The sequence below is a fragment of the Pontibacter sp. LHS1 genome, from assembly GCF_058932855.1.
This window is the reverse complement of record NZ_JBZYWF010000001.1, coordinates 339,862-355,603: the sequence shown is the minus strand read 5'-3', so window position 1 is coordinate 355,603 and position 15,742 is coordinate 339,862. Positions and strand designations below refer to the sequence as shown.

The following is a 15,742-nucleotide window of genomic DNA, read 5'->3' as shown; positions in this document are numbered from 1 at the left end:
AAATCATTATATTCATCTTAACCCTGTTGTGACAGCCGGGGTTGTCGTATATTAGCACGAAAACTTAATTCGTTTATTTTGTCATACATCAACTAAAAATAATAAAATGGCTTTACCATTAATACTGGTTTCGAACGACGACGGCATTACAGCGCCAGGTATACGGACGCTGGTGAAAGTAGCCAAGAAAATAGGAGAGGTAGTGGTTGTGGCACCTGACGGACCGCAGTCAGGTATGGGGCACGCCATCACAATCGGTAATACGCTGCGGCTCGACCGCTCCATTGCTTTTGAGGACTTAGGTATAGAGGCTTACGAATGCTCCGGCACTCCGGCCGACTGCGTGAAGCTGGCCAAGCACCATGTGTTGAAAGACAGACGTCCCGATCTTGTGGTGAGCGGCATCAACCACGGTTCCAACTCCAGCATCAGCGTACTGTACTCCGGCACCATGTCAGCGGCAATAGAGGCGGCGATCGAAGGACTTCCGGCTATCGGGTTCTCGCTTTGCGATTACGGGCATGAGGCCGATTTCTCACATACCGAAGAATTTGTGGAGCTGATCATCCGGCAGGCGCTGGAGCATGGTATACCTGAGAACACGGCCCTGAACGTGAATTTGCCAAAGAAGAGCAGTGAGCCAATAAAAGGTGTGAAGGTATGCCGGCAGGCACATGCCAGGTGGCAGGAGGAGTTTGACGAGCGCCTTGACCCGCGCAACCGCCGCTACTTCTGGATGACGGGCAGCTTCGTGAATCACGACAAAGGTGAGGACACCGACGAGTGGGCGCTGGTAAACAACTACGTGTCTGTAGTGCCCTGCCAGTTTGATATGACAGCCTACCATGCCATGGCCACGCTCAATGAGTGGGATATTTAAGGTATAGAGCTTACAAAGCAAGAAGCCTCCCCGGAATCAATGTTTCCGGGGAGGCTTCTTGCTTTGTAAGCTCTATTAAAAACGAACAGGCATCGTAAATCTTGTCTTCACAGCGTTTCCCCGTTGCACACCCGGATTCCACTTTCCATCGGTAAGGCTCAGGACCCGAATAGCTTCTTTGTCTAAAGTAGGCGTAAGACTTTTGACTACAGCGAAATCGCTTAAAGACCCATCTTCATGAACTATAAATGAAATCTCAGTCATGCCTTCAGGAGAGTTGACTTTATTATACTTTCTGTTCTTTTGTATAAACTTAAGTAATTGAAGCATGCCGTCTTTGTACTCAGGCATCTTATCTCCCTCTGCTAAGACCGATTGGGTAACCGACTCAGTAGTGTTCCCCTGATGAGTCGTTCTCGTCTTTTCAGTTTTCTGCTTCTCACTGCCCTCAAAGCGAATTGGCAACGTGAATCTTACTGCCACCGCCTTGCCGTTTTGCCTGCCCGGTATCCACTTACCGGACATGCTCTCAAGCACACGAACACTTTCCTGCTCCAGCTCCGGGTGCAGGCCTTTCAGGATCGCCACGTCCGAAACGCTGCTATCGGGGTTCACGACAAAAGAGGCCACTAACAAGCCGCCGGGAAGACCCTCTGCATACTTTAGGTTCTGTCCGATGTACTGCATCATACCTGCTTCACCGCCTTCAAATTCAGGCATTTGTTCTACAAAGGTATAGATGTCTCGTTTTTCGGTTTTTTGGCTTTGGGCGAGCGTATCAGAAGGAGTCAGTACGCTAAAAGTAAATGCCAGTGTCAGGCCGGTAAAGAATTGTAAAGGTGTTTGCATGAAATGAATAAGTTGAACAAAGCAGCCATGGGGCTGAAAGAAAAGCTAAAAATAGAGATTATTCCGTTTACTGTAATGGCTGTAAATGTAAAAACCCCTGGACTGCATAGCGCAGTGCCAGGGGGCAACCTAACGAGTTTGTGTTTATAGCTTATCTAGATCTTGTTACAACCACATCGGCTTTCTCCAGGTCGTGCTTTTTGCCGCTATTTTCGGTTACAAACAGAATGGTGATTGTTTGCGTTACGCTCACCGCTTGGCCGTCTACCTTTCCAGGGCTCCACTGACCCTTCGTTTTCTCGAAGGCGTTGGAGAGTATGTCATGCAATTCCTTTCCTATGCTTGTCGGGATCATATGCATGATGGTGCCGTCAGCTTTTACTGTATAAATCAATCCGATCGGACCTTCGAATTCAACACTTGCCGGATAACGCAGGTTTTTGGCAAGATATCGCTCTATAGAGCCGTCCTTAAAAGTCGGCTTTACATCCACTTCATCTGCTTTGTAGAAATTCTTGGTATACTTGGTCATGCTCGGCACGCCCATCTTCTCGCTGCCACGGCCCGATTCTGAACTCAGGAACTGCACGGGAAGCACTAGTTCAGAACCAATGGGCTGTCCGTTTTTGAGGGCGGGTTCCCATTGGCCGGAAGTAGCCTTCACGGCCGCCATGGCTGACTCTGAAAGCTTAGCCAGCATAGTTTTGTTCTGGAGCTGGAAAGTAGAAGCATCCATGTAGTCGAGTTCGGAGCCGGGACCAACCATTTTCTTCAGCTTGGTGCCTTCCAGTCGCACGTTCGATACCTGTCCTTCGCGGTCAACATAGAACTTCACAACCACACGGGCGTTCAGGTTCTCCTTTTTAGCCTCGGCCGGTAGTGCCAGGTGCGCCTGCATGGCCTGTTGCATCGCCTCAGTGCCACCCTTGAAAGCAGGCATACGGTTAGCCACATCGGCTGCAGCAGCACGTTCAGGTCCCTTCAATGCAAACCTGATCGGTAAGGTATAGCGCACTCGCACAACTTGCCCTTTCTGACTGCCCGGGTTCCATTGGCCACTCATCAGCTTCACCACCCGCATGGCCTCCTCGTCAGTTTCTGGGCTGAGTGATTTCACTGTTTTTACCTCACTGATTCCGCCATCGGTTTCCACTACGAAGGTGATCACGACCAGCCCTTCCAGTCCGTTACTTTTGGCAACTGACGGATATTGGATGTTGGTGCCCAGAAATTTCATCATTTCTCCTTCGCCGCCTTTGAACTCCGGCATTTGCTCTACATAGGTATAGGGTTGGCCTGCAGGCTTGCTTTGCTGTGCAAGTACGTCTGTCTGCAACCCGAAACTTAGCGAAAGGGCCAGCAGGGGAGCGGCCAGTAAGGTCTTGCGTGTGTTTTTGTTTTTCATGAGATGTAAGTTTTATGGTTCTGTTTTAGGAATGATAAGGCAATAGGTATCTTGCCCCGGTTTTTAGGCCGAGTTTGACAGGTATAATAAGATGTTAGGTTATTATTTTATGGCAAAGCGTACTGGCAAGGTATAGCGTACTGGCACAGCTCGCCCGTCCTGTCTGCCTGGTGACCATTTTCCTTGCATGGCTTCGGCTACACGTATGGCTTCCTGATCGAGCCCTTCGTTCAGGGACTTAAGGAGCGTGATGTCATGAAGTGTGCCGTCTTTATCCACTACAAAGCTCAATACGACCAGGCCTTCTACACCGGCATCCTGCGCCTCCTTCGGATAGCGAATGTTGCGGCCCAGGAATTTCATCATCTCCGTTTCACCACCATTAAACTCCGGCATCTGCTCTACATAGGTATAGGGTTTTTCATCAGAACTGGGATTTTCAGTCGCAATGTTAGGTGTAGCAGTTGGTACTACCATTTTAACCTCTTTCTTCACTGTTTTGGCCGGTTCGGTGGTCGCAGTAGTCGGTGCTGCAGTTTCCGTAACAATACTTTGCTGCTTCTGCTCACCTACTGGATTTGAGGCCTTTCGAGCTGGAGCCATTACGAGCAGCTCCGTCAGCGAAGCGGGTTCTTCCACGAGAGTTGTCACATCAGCGCTTACTTTGCTACTTGAGAATGCTACCAGCAGTATGAGTATTACAGGCAGGGAAAGCAACAGACGCGCTTTGCTTACAGGTTTTCCATGTAACTGCAGCATGCGCAGGCGGCGAAACACTTGCGGCTTCTGGAAATAACTTCCCACCGGTATGCCCGCCATGTAAAGCGCCTCTTTGGCTAGCAGTGAACTGTATTCCTGCGGCTGGCAATTCGCCAGTACTTCAGCATCGGCCTGAAACTCATGTACATTGCGCAACTCTTCTTTCATGAGCCACACCAGCGGGTTAAACCACAGCACAGCCGTCAGTATTTCATAGTAAAGCACATCGTAGGTATGGCGCAGGCGCACATGGGCCATTTCATGCGAAAGGATTTGCTGTTGCTCCTGGATTGACAAGTGTTTCATGTCGCCCAGAAATACATAGTGCAGAAAGGCGAAAGAAGGAAACTGCCCTTCAGTTTGTAGCACAGTCGCCTCGGAGCCTGGTGCCGGCAGCGGTTTGGCGGCAGACGCCAGGGTTCGGATGCGGATCACCTGCATGCCCAGCCTAATGAGCAACACAAGCCCAATCATACTATATAGTAATAACAGCAATTGACCAGTTGTGAAAAGCGGTGCCGTGGCCGAAGCAGCTGAGCTGTATGCGATCACCTGCAACTCCTGCAATTGGATGGCAGGTATAACATCCGTGCCGGGAAGCACCGTCTGAAGGGGCAGAGGCAGTTGCAGTAGCGGAATGGTCAGGGCAATAACCGGAGCCAACAGCAGGTATAGCCTGCTGTAAAGCAAGCCTGGCTGGTTATGCAGCACCAGTCTGTAAAACAGGTATAATACCAGCAGTGCTAAAGCCGACTGCAGCAGGTAATTAAGCATTGTTTCCATCTTGTTGGTCCTCTTCTTTAAGGTCGTCTTTTACATGGCGCATCAGCTGGTCCAGCTCTTTTACGTCCAGGTTGTTATCCTTGGCAAAGAATGAAACAAGCTTTTCGAAAGAGCCTCCGAAATAGCCGCTCATGAAGTTCTTCAAAAAGAAACTCTTGTACTTGTCTTCGGCCACTAGCGGATAATACTCGTGTGACTTACCGAATGCATTGTAGCCGACGAACCCCTTCTTCTCCAAAATACGGACAATGGTCGATACTGTATTATAGGCTGGTTTAGGTTCCGGCATCTCTTCCAAAATATCTTTCACGAATCCTTTTTTCAGTTTCCAAAGAATCTGCATGATCTCTTCTTCGGCTTTGGTGAGTTCTTTCATGGGGCTTGTGGCTGATTAATAGGATAAATATATAACTAATTACTTAGTTTACAAACTAATTGTTTAGTTATTTGAGAATATTTTAAATAAAAAAGGCTCCCCTCACCGGGAGCCTTTTTTCAAGAGGTATAAAAATCAAGGATTAGTAGCCTTCGTTTCTTACCAGGTTCGGGTTACGCTCAATCTGCTGAAGCGGAATTGGCCAGAGGTTACGGAAGGTTTGTCCGTTACAGAAGCCAAGCACCTCGCAGGTCAGGTTGTAGCGACGCAGATCCATGAAGCGGAGGCCTTCACCTACGAACTCCAAACGGCGCTGACGCAGAATTTCTTCCAGAGCAGCTCTGTTTGTCAGAACCAACAGTGGCTGAAGGCCAGCTCTTGTTCTTATCGCATTGATGTCAGCAAGTACCTGTGGCGCTACAGGCAGAATGTTGTCGCCACCATTAGCTGTTTGTCTTACAGCAGCTTCTGCTCTGATCAGGTACATCTCTGCCAAACGGATCACAATTACGTTATCGGCATTATTCACGGCGTCTTCGTACTTCAGCAGTCTGCGGCGGTTGGCAGAGCCTTCAATACGAACAGTTGCCTCGAAGCGGGTGTCGCCATTTTCAGCAGAAGCCTCTAATGCATCGTAAGTACCCTGACGCACATAGAATTTCTGACCAGGTGTATTCGGGTTAGTAGATGAACCCAGGTTGTTCTGGTCGTTTGGCGTGAAGTCGATCTCAAAAATAGACTCTCTGTTGCCGCTGCCTTCTGTAGTGAAGACGCTGGCAAAGGTAGGCATCAGCTCGAAGGCGCCGCTTGTGATAACCTGGTTTGCTTTGGCCTGTGCCTCTGCATAGTTGCCAATTTGCAGTTGTACACGGGCTAGCAGGGCAGTTGCCGCAAGTCCTGAAGCACGGCGAGGGTCTGTTCTTTCCTCAGTGCCCAGCATGTTCTCTGCATTGGTCAGGTCACTGATGATGGAGTTATACACCTCCTGCTCAGAAGAGCGTGCAAGGAACTGAATGTCTGGCAGACCAGTGGTAGCATTCAATTCAAGCGGTACACCACCAAACACCTTCACCAGGTCAAAGTAAGCGAGCGCTCTTACGAAGTACATCTCACCCTGAATCGCATCACGCTGCTCAGCCGTTATAGTACCAGCTGAAAACAAATCATCAGCCTGAGAAATAACGGTGTTAGCACGGTTGATCACCACATAGATAGTGCCCCAGGTATTATCGATCTGTAAGTTGGAAGCCGTAAAGGCACGTCTTGTTGCCTCAAGGTCAGTGGTAAATGTACCAATGAACTCCATGTTGTCGGAGTATACCTCATTGTAGAAGGCGTAGCGGTAGCCATAATAGTCTTCAGACTGCATAGCGCTGTAAGCACCCAGAGCAGCCTTGTCTAGTGAATTGAAATCTGTTACGGCAACACCAGCCTCTACCTGAGTGGTCGGAGCCACTTCCAGTCTGTCTTCGCAGCCGGTCATTACACTCAGACCTAGAGCTGCGGCTAATATGAATGAATACTTTTTCATCTTGATAATCGGTTTAATGATTAAAATCCAACATTAACACCAAATGTGATGGTGCGGCTCTGAGGCACTGTGTAGAAATCTACACCCAATGTTGTATTGCTGGTACCTGCAAAGTTCACTTCCGGGTCGAAACCAGGGTAATCTGTGAAAGTAAGCAGGTTCTGAGCCTGAGCATACACACGCAGTGATCTCATTCTCAGGCGCTCGCTAACAGAAGTAGGCAGGGTATAACCTAATACCATGTTCTTGAGGCGCATGTAAGAACCATCATAGATAAAGCGTGATGTGTTGCTTCTGCCATTGTAGTTCTCATCCAGGTAAGTAGCACGCGGTACATCAGTTACGTCACCTTCCTGGCGCCATCTGCCCAGTACATCTTCCACCATGTTGTCGTCATATACACCAAGGTGCATCTGGTACTGACGTGATGGCATAGCGATTTCGTTGCCGTAAGAGAACTGGAAGAACACATTCAGGTCGAAACCTCTGTAGCGGAAGGTGTTCGTCAGACCACCGATAAAGTCTGGCTGTGCGTTGCCAATTACAGTAAAGTCATCGTCTGTGATAATGCCATCTCCGTTGATATCACGGAAGTTCACGTCGCCAGCCATCGTTCCATTGAACTCAGCTTTAGATTCCGGAACATCCTCCGTTCTGCTGTAGATGCCGTCAGAGATCAGACCGTAGAACGTACCTATTGGCTGACCTTCGCGCAGTACCAGTGAGTTGCCGCCGAAGCCGTAGAAAATATCCTGTCCTTCATAAAGCGACGTTACCTTGTTGCGGTTGCGGGCAATATTGAAATCAGTTGTCCAGTTGAAGCCATTGCCAGGGTTAGAGATGTTTACTGTGTTCAGGGCAACTTCAAAGCCCTTGTTCTCTGTAGAACCTACGTTGAACTGCACACTAGAGAAACCACTCTGTGTTGGTATAGGACGTGCAAAGAGCAGATCTTCTGTCTTCTTCACATAATAGTCAAAGGCAAGATTAACACGGCCATTCAGGAAGCCAATGTCAGTACCTACGTTAAACTGTCTGGTGGTTTCCCACTTAAGGTCTGGGTTGGCCAGTTGAGACTGGGCCAGACCTGAGAGGTCGAGGTAGTTGCTACCGCCAGTGTAAAGCGGCAGGTATCTGAAGTCACCGATCTCCTGGTTACCAGTTACACCGTAGGAAGCACGCAGCTTCAGTTCACTCATGTAGTCAAGTCCTGACATGAAGTTTTCCTCGATCAGTCTCCAACCTGCAGAAACAGATGGGAAGTAGCCAAAGCGATTGTTCGCACCAAAACGGGAAGAACCGTCAGCACGGAAGTTGACACCTAACAGGTACCTGTCTCTGAAGGAGTAGTTCACACGACCGAAGAAAGAAACGAGTGCAGACTCGATTTCAGAGTTTGTGCCGGCGTTCACACGGGCAGCGCTCGATACGTAACGGAAACGCTCACTTGCAAAGCCTTCACCTGTAACGCTGGCACTGCGGATCTGATTGTCCTCGTTGCTGGCACCAATCACAGAGGATAGGCTGTGTATCTCATTGAAAGTTTTATTATAAGCCAATGTAGCCTCTAATAAGCGCTTGGTAGCAGTTGTAGTGGCATTGATGGCCTGACCACCTTGCGCCTCAAAAGTAGAACCAGGGAAGTTAGCGGCGCTATAACGACGTTCTTCCACGTTCAGCACGTCTATACCACCTTTCACCTGCAGGTCAAGGCCCGGTATGATCGAGTACTTGGCAAACGCGTTACCAACAGCACGAAGGTTGCGTGTTTCGTTATCGTTCTCAAGGCCTTCAGCTACCGGGTTAGTATAGTAGAAGTTAGGGTAAGAGTAAGTTCTTGTTTCTACATCAGTGAAAACCGGCCAGAGCGGAGACGCAGCCAGCGCATTGGCAAACGGGCTGGTGATCGAGTTGTCGCTGATGATACGGTCACTGTCTGAGCGGCTTAGCTGGATGCTGGTGCCCAGTGAGAACTTGTCATTTGCCTGGTGGTCCAGGTTCAGTCGGGTAGAGTAACGCTGATAGCGGCTACCGATTACAACACCTTTCTGATCGAAGTAGTTACCAGACACATAGTAGCGCGTCTTCGGGTCACCGCCGCTCAAAGAGATCTCATAGTTAGAGATACCGGCCGCGCGGGAAATCTCATCCACCCAATCAGTGTCAGCTAGCGGGAAGTCGAGGCCACCATAGTAGAAGTCAGCGAACTCCTCTGGCGTATACTCACCTTCCGGAATGAAACCGTCGTTTACGAAGGCTTCCATCATGATTTCAGCATACTGCTGCGAGTTAAGAAGCTTAGGCTTTTTCCAGTAGTTCTGGGTACCTGTATACATGTTGAAGTTTACCTGCGTCTGACGGGCAGAACCACGCTTGGTTGTGATCAGTACCACACCGTTGGCAGCACGCGAACCGTAGATGGCTGCGGCAGAGGCATCTTTCAGAATGTCGATTGACTCGATATCGTTCGGGTTGATGTCTGTCACTGCGTTAGTAGACTGACCACCAAAGCCTAGCTGAGAGAAGTCACCTGTTGTTAGCGGAACACCATCCACTACATAAAGCGGCTGGTTGCTGGCAGAGATGGAGGTCGCACCACGCACACGCACTGTGATACCGCCACCTGGCGTACCAGAGTTCTGGGAGATCTGCACACCGGCAGCACGTCCCTGCAGTGCCTGGTCAACACCCACAACCGGCAGGTTCTGAATATCTTCTGATTTTACCTTGGCTGTAGCACCTGTTACTTCACGACGCTCCTGCGTACCGTAACCCACTACCACCACTTCACTTAGTTGACGTTCATCGGCAGCAAGTTGTACGTCAACCGTGGAGCGACCATTTACTGGCACTTCCTGACGCTGCATACCGATAAAGCTAAACACCAGTGTTGCGTTTGGCTGTACAGTTAAGGTGTACTCGCCATTGATTCCGGTTGTAACACCATTTGTAGTGCCCCGCTCCAACACGGTAACACCTGGGAGCGCAGAGCCGTCATTGGCTGCTGTTACTCTACCGGATACAGTTTGAGTCTGAGCCCAGACACTGCCTACCAGTGTCAGGACTAAAAAGAAGCTCAAGAGTATACTCTTCTTCATAGTAGTTAAATTAGATAAAAAATTGATTTAGGAATTAATCTTAGCTTTGCCAGAAGGTTGTGAAGGCCAAAAACCGGCTTGACTAATATAGCAAATATAAAAAAATATACACACATTCCTTTAAAATGTTGGACAGATTCGGGTTTGTTTAAAAGGAAGTATGTAAAGTGTTAGAAATCAGAAGAATTCATGTTTGAACTTGGGTTAAGATGATGTACTGTGTCCAAAACTTACGTATTAATCGGTTAATTTTTCTCCAGCATCGTCACACTCAGAAAGCCGCTGCCCTCGTGAATGGCTGACTTCCAGCCCAGGTCCTGCAGGTACCAGCGTATAAAATTGTTGAGCAGGCCATGCGCCACCAGAATTACATGCGGCTTTTGCTCCGCTTCCTGCGCCAGAAATGAGGCAGCATCACGTGCCCTTTGTTTTGCCTGCCTGAACGTCTCGATTCCCTTGCTGTTCATACCCATCATCCAAAGCAGCCTGGCACTCACCAGCCATAGCCTGATCGGCATCCGCAAAAGGGGGAGCGAAAGTATACGGCGCTCAAACTCCCGGAACTCATGTCGCACGATCAACTCTACGTCATCACCAAACAGCTGCCGTGCAGTGAGCTGTGACCTCACCAGGGTGCTGCAGTACACCCGCCGGATCTCCTGGTAAGGAATGGCCTCGTGTTCCAGAACAAACTGCTCCACTTCCGCTGCGTCATAATCGCTGATATAGCTATGGGCAGCTGCCCTGCTGTAGTAACTCTTCTTCGGTACCATGGGCCGCGCATGGCGGATCAGGAAAATCTTCCCGATTGGTGTTTTGTCGGGTGGTGTCGTGCTCACATCCAGTCTTGCTATTTGGACAGTTGGTATACGTGCTTTCGGAAAGGTAGATCATCTGCCTGGCCAATAAGATTAGACTGCCGAACGGCTCATACCTGCTCAACTGGTCATGTCTTTGCGTAGGAGGCCCTCTTAAAGATTATCGTATTGGTATCCTGGGCTTTTATATAGCAAAACAGCAGCATCTACAACCCTGCTGGTATATTGTACGTTTTATAGTCTAATTAATTCATTTTATAAAAATTTATATATAGAATAGTAACTACTTAGATACTTTGGAGGAGCTAAAGGGACGAAGAGCGCTGATCTCGGGAGGAGGTTCCGGTATAGGACGAGCCATTGCGGAGAAGTTTGCTGCAGCAGGAACCCAGACAGCAGTAGCAGACATTGCACCACCTGCTACAGCATCAGGCAGCTTCAGAACTTACCAATGCGATGTATCCGCCGGGGCCGATGTGGACGCCCTTTTCAGGCAGGTGCAGCAGCAAATAGGAGCTCCCGATATTCTTATCTGCAGCGCAGGCCGCGGCATTCACGAGAAGCTGACAGAAGGTGACCCGGAGAAGTGGCGGCAGATCATCGAAACTAACCTGCTTGGAGCGCTGCGGATGGTGCGTGCCTTCACCCCAGGCATGCTCGAAACCGGTCACGGAGATGTGGTTTTTATATCGTCGGTAGCGGCGCATCAGGCCTATCCTTATGGAGGGGTGTATGCGGCTACCAAATCTGCACTGGAAGTGGTGGCGGAGACGCTCCGGCTTGAAACACTTCCGGTACTGCGGGTAACGGTCATTGCACCCGGTGTCACTGATACCAGTTTTTTTGAAAATACCGTTTCGGGCCACCACACGGTGCAGGAGATCGGCTTTGGGGCCATCTCTGCGGAGGAGGTGGCAGAGGCTGTGCTGTATGCCGTGAGCCGTCCCCCCGGGGTATCGGTCGGGCGCATTACGATACGGCCTTCCGGACAACCATTTTAAAGGTGAAAACAAACTAGAGCTATGAAAAAAAAGATTCTGATTACCGGTGGGGCAGGTTTTATAGGTTCCCACCTGGCAGACGAGCTGCTGAACCAGGGGTATGAGGTGCGGGCACTGGACAATCTGAGCGAGCAGGTGCATGGCAAGGGCTGCGAGCGGCCGGAGTACCTGCACGAGGAGGTGGAGCTGATAAAAGGCGACGTGCGCAATCCGGCAGATGTGGAGCGTGCCCTGGAAGGCGTGGATGCCGTGTTCCATTTTGCGGCCATGGTAGGAGTTGGCCAGAGTATGTATGAGATCCGGGAATACACCGATGTGAACAATCTGGGAACAGCCGTGCTGCTGGAGGCCCTTATCAAAAAGCCAGTGAGCAAACTGGTGGTAGCCAGTAGCATGAGCATTTACGGGGAAGGGCTTTATAAAAGCCAGCAGGGCGAATTTGTAACAGTTGAGGAAAGACCACTCTCGCAGCTGAAGGCCGCGGACTGGGAATTGTATGACCAGCAGAAGCAGGTGCTGCAGCCAGTGCCAACCCCCGAAACAAAAGCACCATCCCTTTCATCGGTCTATGCCCTTTCAAAATACGACCAGGAGCGCCTCTGCCTGATGACAGGCCGCGCCTACAACATCCCGACGGTGGCCATGCGCTTTTTCAACGTGTATGGTACCCGTCAGGCGCTTTCTAATCCATACACGGGTGTGCTGGCCATTTTCGCCTCCCGCCTGCTCAACAACAATGCCCCTATGATCTTTGAAGATGGCTATCAGCAGCGTGACTTTGTGCATGTGCGCGACGTGGCGCTCGCCTGCCGGCTGGCCCTCGAGAAAGATGAGGCAAATGGGCAGGTGTTTAACGTAGGTAGCGGCAACAACTACACAATTCAGGAGATAGCGGAGCGATTGGCTACTGTCATGGACAAAAAGCATCTGACGCCGCAGATCACAGGCAAATACAGAGTGGGGGATATCCGGCACTGCTATGCCGATATCACAAGGGCGCAGCAGGTGCTTGGCTTCTATCCGCAGGTTGACTTCAACCACGGATTGGAAGAACTGGCTTGCTGGCTGGAAGGTCAGATCGCCTATGACCGGGTAAATGAAGCAAGTGCCGAACTGGAATCCCGCGGGCTGACGGTTTGAGTAAGAATGACTGAATCCCCACTTTAAGAATTGTGAGTGCCATGAATATAGACGGAATACAAATGAATGATACACCTCCTGTAGTTGGCCTGGTAGAGTGGCTCCGACCAGGTGAATACGAGCATGTGGCCCAGTTGCTGTCCGACATGAAAAAGTTAGGTATAACAGAACTGCGTACCGGCGTGTCCTGGGCTGATTATTATACAGAAGGAGGCAAAGAGTGGTATGACTGGCTTATACCTACGCTGGCAAAAGAAGTGAATATCCTGCCCTGCTTCCTGTATACGCCGCCCTCCATAGGAGAAAAACCCCGCACCTCTGCGCCCCCTAAAAACCTGAAAGCATATGCCGATTTTATGGACGTGTTCATCCGCGACCTGGGAGAGCACTTCGAGTGGGTGGAACTGTGGAACGAGCCCAACAACCAGGTAGAATATGACTTTACGCTGGACTACGGCTGGACCAAGTTTGCCGAAATGATAGGAGGAGCCGCCTACTGGTGTAAACAACTCGGCAAGAAAACTGCCCTCGGCGGGATGAGCCCCATCGACCCGAACTGGCTGCACATGATGTTCGAACGCGGCGTGATGGAACACATCGATGCGGTAGGTATACACGGTTTTCCGCACGTGTTCGACCAGCAGTGGGACAGTTGGGAGTCGAATGTGACAGCGGTGCGTGCCGTGATGGACAAGTTCGGCTCCAAAGCCGAGCTGTGGATCACGGAGGCGGGATTCTCTACCTGGCAACACGATGAGCACAAGCAACTGGAAGAATTCAGGCTCACGCTTCAGGCAGATGTCGCACGCGTATACTGGTACAGCCTGCAGGACCTGGACCAAAACCTCCCCACCGTGTCAGGCTTTCACCTCGACGACAGAGAATACTTTTTCGGGCTGAAGCGGACCGACGGCACGCCGAAGCTGCTGTACCGTTTGCTCGAAACATATGGCCTGGCAGGTATAAACAGCCTGAAACACATCCGCAGCTCCGCCGAGGCGCTGGAGGGGCGCCCCTATACCCTGATAACTGGCGGCGCCGGTTTTGTGGGCACTAACCTGGCAAAGCGTCTCCTGGAAGAGGGCAAGCGGGTGCTGGTGTTCGATAACCTGTCTCGCGACGGTGTAGAGCGCAACCTGCAATGGCTTAGCGACACTTTCCCGGAGAATCTGGAGGTATACATCGGTGATATCCGGGATCAGTATGCGGTGAAAAAAGTAGTGGCCAATGCAGAGGCCGTCTTTCACTTTGCGGCCCAGGTGGCCGTGACGACTTCCCTCTTTCAGCCACTCAACGATTTTGAGATCAACGCCCGAGGTATCATTAACCTGCTGGAGGCGATCAGGGCACAGGACAACCCGCCGCCACTGGTCTTTACCTCCACCAACAAGGTATATGGAGGACTCGAAGACCTGAAGTTCAACTCCAATGGCACACGCTACCACCCTGCTGACAAAGCGATAAAGGAAAACGGCATCAGCGAAAAACGGCCGCTGGACTTTCACAGTCCCTATGGCTGCTCCAAAGGGGCCGCCGACCAGTATGTGGTAGACTATGCCCGAACCTATGGTATACCTGCCGTGGTGTTCCGGATGAGCTGCATCTACGGGCCGCACCAGTATGGTAACGAGGACCAGGGCTGGGTGGCGCACTTTGCCATTCGCGCCATTGAGGAACAGCCGATCAGTATTTACGGCGATGGCAAGCAGGTGCGCGATATCCTCTTTGTGGAAGACCTCGTAGATGCCTTCCAGCTGGCGCTGGAACACATGCCGCACATTTCTGGGCAGGCCTTTAATATAGGAGGAGGCACCGAAAACACGGTGAGCCTGCTGGAGCTGATCGACCTGATCGGGCAGTACCAGGGGCAGAAGGTGCCGCTTTCGTTCGGCGACTGGCGTCCGGGCGACCAGCACTACTACGTGTCCGACATCCGCAAATTCAGGGAGGCAACCGGCTGGTACCCGAAACACAGTGTGCAGGAAGGCGTAGCCAAGCTATACCAGTGGCTGTGTGAGAGCCGCGGCCTGGAAGTGCCTGACATAGCAGTAGAAGTAGCCGAGAAAAAAGCAGCTATAGTATAATGCAACAGAACGACACCCTTATAAAAGACAAGACTGAAAAAGCGGCGACTGAAACAGCCTCCATGCAGGCCGCCGTACTGACAGCGCCAAAGAAAATTGAAGTACAGGAGGTAGATCTGCCGGAGCCAATGGCCGGGCAGGTGCGCCTGCGTTTGCAGGGCTGCGGCCTCTGCGCCTCCAGCATTCCGATGTGGGAGGGACGCGACTGGTTTACCTATCCAATTGAGGCCGGCAATCCGGGGCACGAAGGCTGGGGCATCATCGATGCCGTGGGCGAAGGCGTGGAAGGGCTGCAGGCCGGCGATCGGGTGGCGGCACTTTCCTACAAGTCTTATGCAGCTTACGACATAGCCGACGCCGACAAAGTGGTGAAGCTGCCGGAGGCACTGGCCGACAAGCCTTTCCCGGGCGAACCACTGGGCTGTGCCATGAACATCTTCCGTCGCAGCCGCATCGAGGCGGGGCAAACCGTGGCTATTTTAGGTATAGGTTTCCTGGGGGCGCTGCTGGTGCAGCTGGCAAAACACGCAGGAGCAAGGGTCATCGCCATATCGCAGCGCGACTTCTCACTGGAGGTTGCCCGGGAGTGCGGAGCCGATGAAATCATCAAAATGGATGACCACTGGAAAATCATAGAAAAAGTGCGCGAACTGACCAACGGAAACTTCTGTGAGCGCGTAATAGAGTGCACTGGAAAAGAGTGGCCACTCAATCTGGCCGGTGAGCTGTGTGCCGAACGTGGCAGGCTCATCATCGCAGGGTTCCACCAGGACGGCATGCGGCAAGTGAATGTGCAGCTGTGGAACTGGCGCGGTCTCGATGTCATCAATGCGCACGAGCGCGATCCACAGGAATACATCAAGGGTATAAAAGAGGCTGTAGCAGCTGTAGAGCAGGGTGTTATCAACCCTGATCCGCTCTATACCCACACTTTTAGTTTAGATGAAATCGGGGAAGCGTTTCAACACCTGGCTTCCAGACCGGATGGTTTTGTAAAAGCGCTCATAACCTTATAGAA

12 protein-coding genes are annotated in these 15,742 nt (G+C 51.1%); 5 read left to right on the top strand and 7 right to left on the bottom strand.

The features are described from left to right. Nucleotides 1-106: 106 nt before the first annotated feature. Nucleotides 107-880, top strand: a complete 774-nt coding sequence (surE, locus tag AC5FXQ_RS01515; RefSeq protein WP_007656749.1) for a 5'/3'-nucleotidase SurE — start codon at nucleotides 107-109, stop codon at nucleotides 878-880. Nucleotides 881-955: 75 nt separating this feature from the next. Here the strand turns inward: surE and AC5FXQ_RS01510 are convergent, their stop codons facing one another. The 7 genes from AC5FXQ_RS01510 to AC5FXQ_RS01480 form a co-directional block, all read right to left on the bottom strand. Then, on the bottom strand, nucleotides 956-1,729 hold the full coding sequence (locus tag AC5FXQ_RS01510; RefSeq protein WP_493600738.1) for an energy transducer TonB: 774 nt from the start codon (nucleotides 1,727-1,729) through the stop codon (nucleotides 956-958). A 151-nt stretch (nucleotides 1,730-1,880) separates the two neighbouring features. Further along, nucleotides 1,881-3,134, bottom strand: coding sequence for a TonB family protein (locus tag AC5FXQ_RS01505; protein WP_493600737.1), 1,254 nt, complete (start codon nucleotides 3,132-3,134; stop codon nucleotides 1,881-1,883). Nucleotides 3,135-3,236: 102 nt separating this feature from the next. After that, the gene (locus AC5FXQ_RS01500; protein WP_493600736.1) at nucleotides 3,237-4,676 is read right to left on the bottom strand and encodes a TonB family protein; all 1,440 of its coding nucleotides are present in this window, start codon (nucleotides 4,674-4,676) and stop codon (nucleotides 3,237-3,239) included. After that, nucleotides 4,660-5,052 (bottom strand): BlaI/MecI/CopY family transcriptional regulator, encoded by a 393-nt coding sequence (locus AC5FXQ_RS01495; RefSeq protein ID WP_493600735.1) that lies wholly within the window; start codon nucleotides 5,050-5,052, stop codon nucleotides 4,660-4,662. The genes AC5FXQ_RS01500 and AC5FXQ_RS01495 overlap by 17 nt, the downstream gene beginning before the upstream one ends. A 142-nt stretch (nucleotides 5,053-5,194) precedes the next feature. Next, complete coding sequence (locus AC5FXQ_RS01490; RefSeq protein WP_493600734.1) at nucleotides 5,195-6,583, bottom strand: RagB/SusD family nutrient uptake outer membrane protein; 1,389 nt, start codon at nucleotides 6,581-6,583, stop codon at nucleotides 5,195-5,197. Nucleotides 6,584-6,603: 20 nt separating this feature from the next. Beyond that, nucleotides 6,604-9,681 (bottom strand): SusC/RagA family TonB-linked outer membrane protein, encoded by a 3,078-nt coding sequence (locus AC5FXQ_RS01485; protein ID WP_493600733.1) that lies wholly within the window; start codon nucleotides 9,679-9,681, stop codon nucleotides 6,604-6,606. 245 nt (nucleotides 9,682-9,926) lie between these two features. Then, the gene (locus AC5FXQ_RS01480) at nucleotides 9,927-10,520 is read right to left on the bottom strand and encodes a histidine phosphatase family protein (protein WP_493600732.1); all 594 of its coding nucleotides are present in this window, start codon (nucleotides 10,518-10,520) and stop codon (nucleotides 9,927-9,929) included. Between the two features lie 275 nt (nucleotides 10,521-10,795). Here AC5FXQ_RS01480 and AC5FXQ_RS01475 point away from each other — a divergent pair, with 275 nt between their 5' ends. The 4 genes from AC5FXQ_RS01475 (at nucleotide 10,796) to AC5FXQ_RS01460 (ending at nucleotide 15,740) form a co-directional block, all read left to right on the top strand. Next, a complete protein-coding gene (locus AC5FXQ_RS01475; protein ID WP_493600731.1) occupies nucleotides 10,796-11,500 on the top strand; it encodes an SDR family oxidoreductase in 705 nt (234 codons plus the stop codon). 21 nt (nucleotides 11,501-11,521) lie between these two features. Further along, on the top strand, nucleotides 11,522-12,640 hold the full coding sequence (locus tag AC5FXQ_RS01470; protein WP_493600730.1) for an NAD-dependent epimerase/dehydratase family protein: 1,119 nt from the start codon (nucleotides 11,522-11,524) through the stop codon (nucleotides 12,638-12,640). A 62-nt stretch (nucleotides 12,641-12,702) separates the two neighbouring features. Further along, a complete protein-coding gene (locus AC5FXQ_RS01465; RefSeq protein ID WP_493600729.1) occupies nucleotides 12,703-14,724 on the top strand; it encodes a GDP-mannose 4,6-dehydratase in 2,022 nt (673 codons plus the stop codon). Next, complete coding sequence (locus AC5FXQ_RS01460; protein WP_493600728.1) at nucleotides 14,724-15,740, top strand: MDR/zinc-dependent alcohol dehydrogenase-like family protein; 1,017 nt, start codon at nucleotides 14,724-14,726, stop codon at nucleotides 15,738-15,740. The genes AC5FXQ_RS01465 and AC5FXQ_RS01460 overlap by 1 nt, the downstream gene beginning before the upstream one ends. The last annotated feature ends 2 nt before the right edge of the window (nucleotides 15,741-15,742 follow it).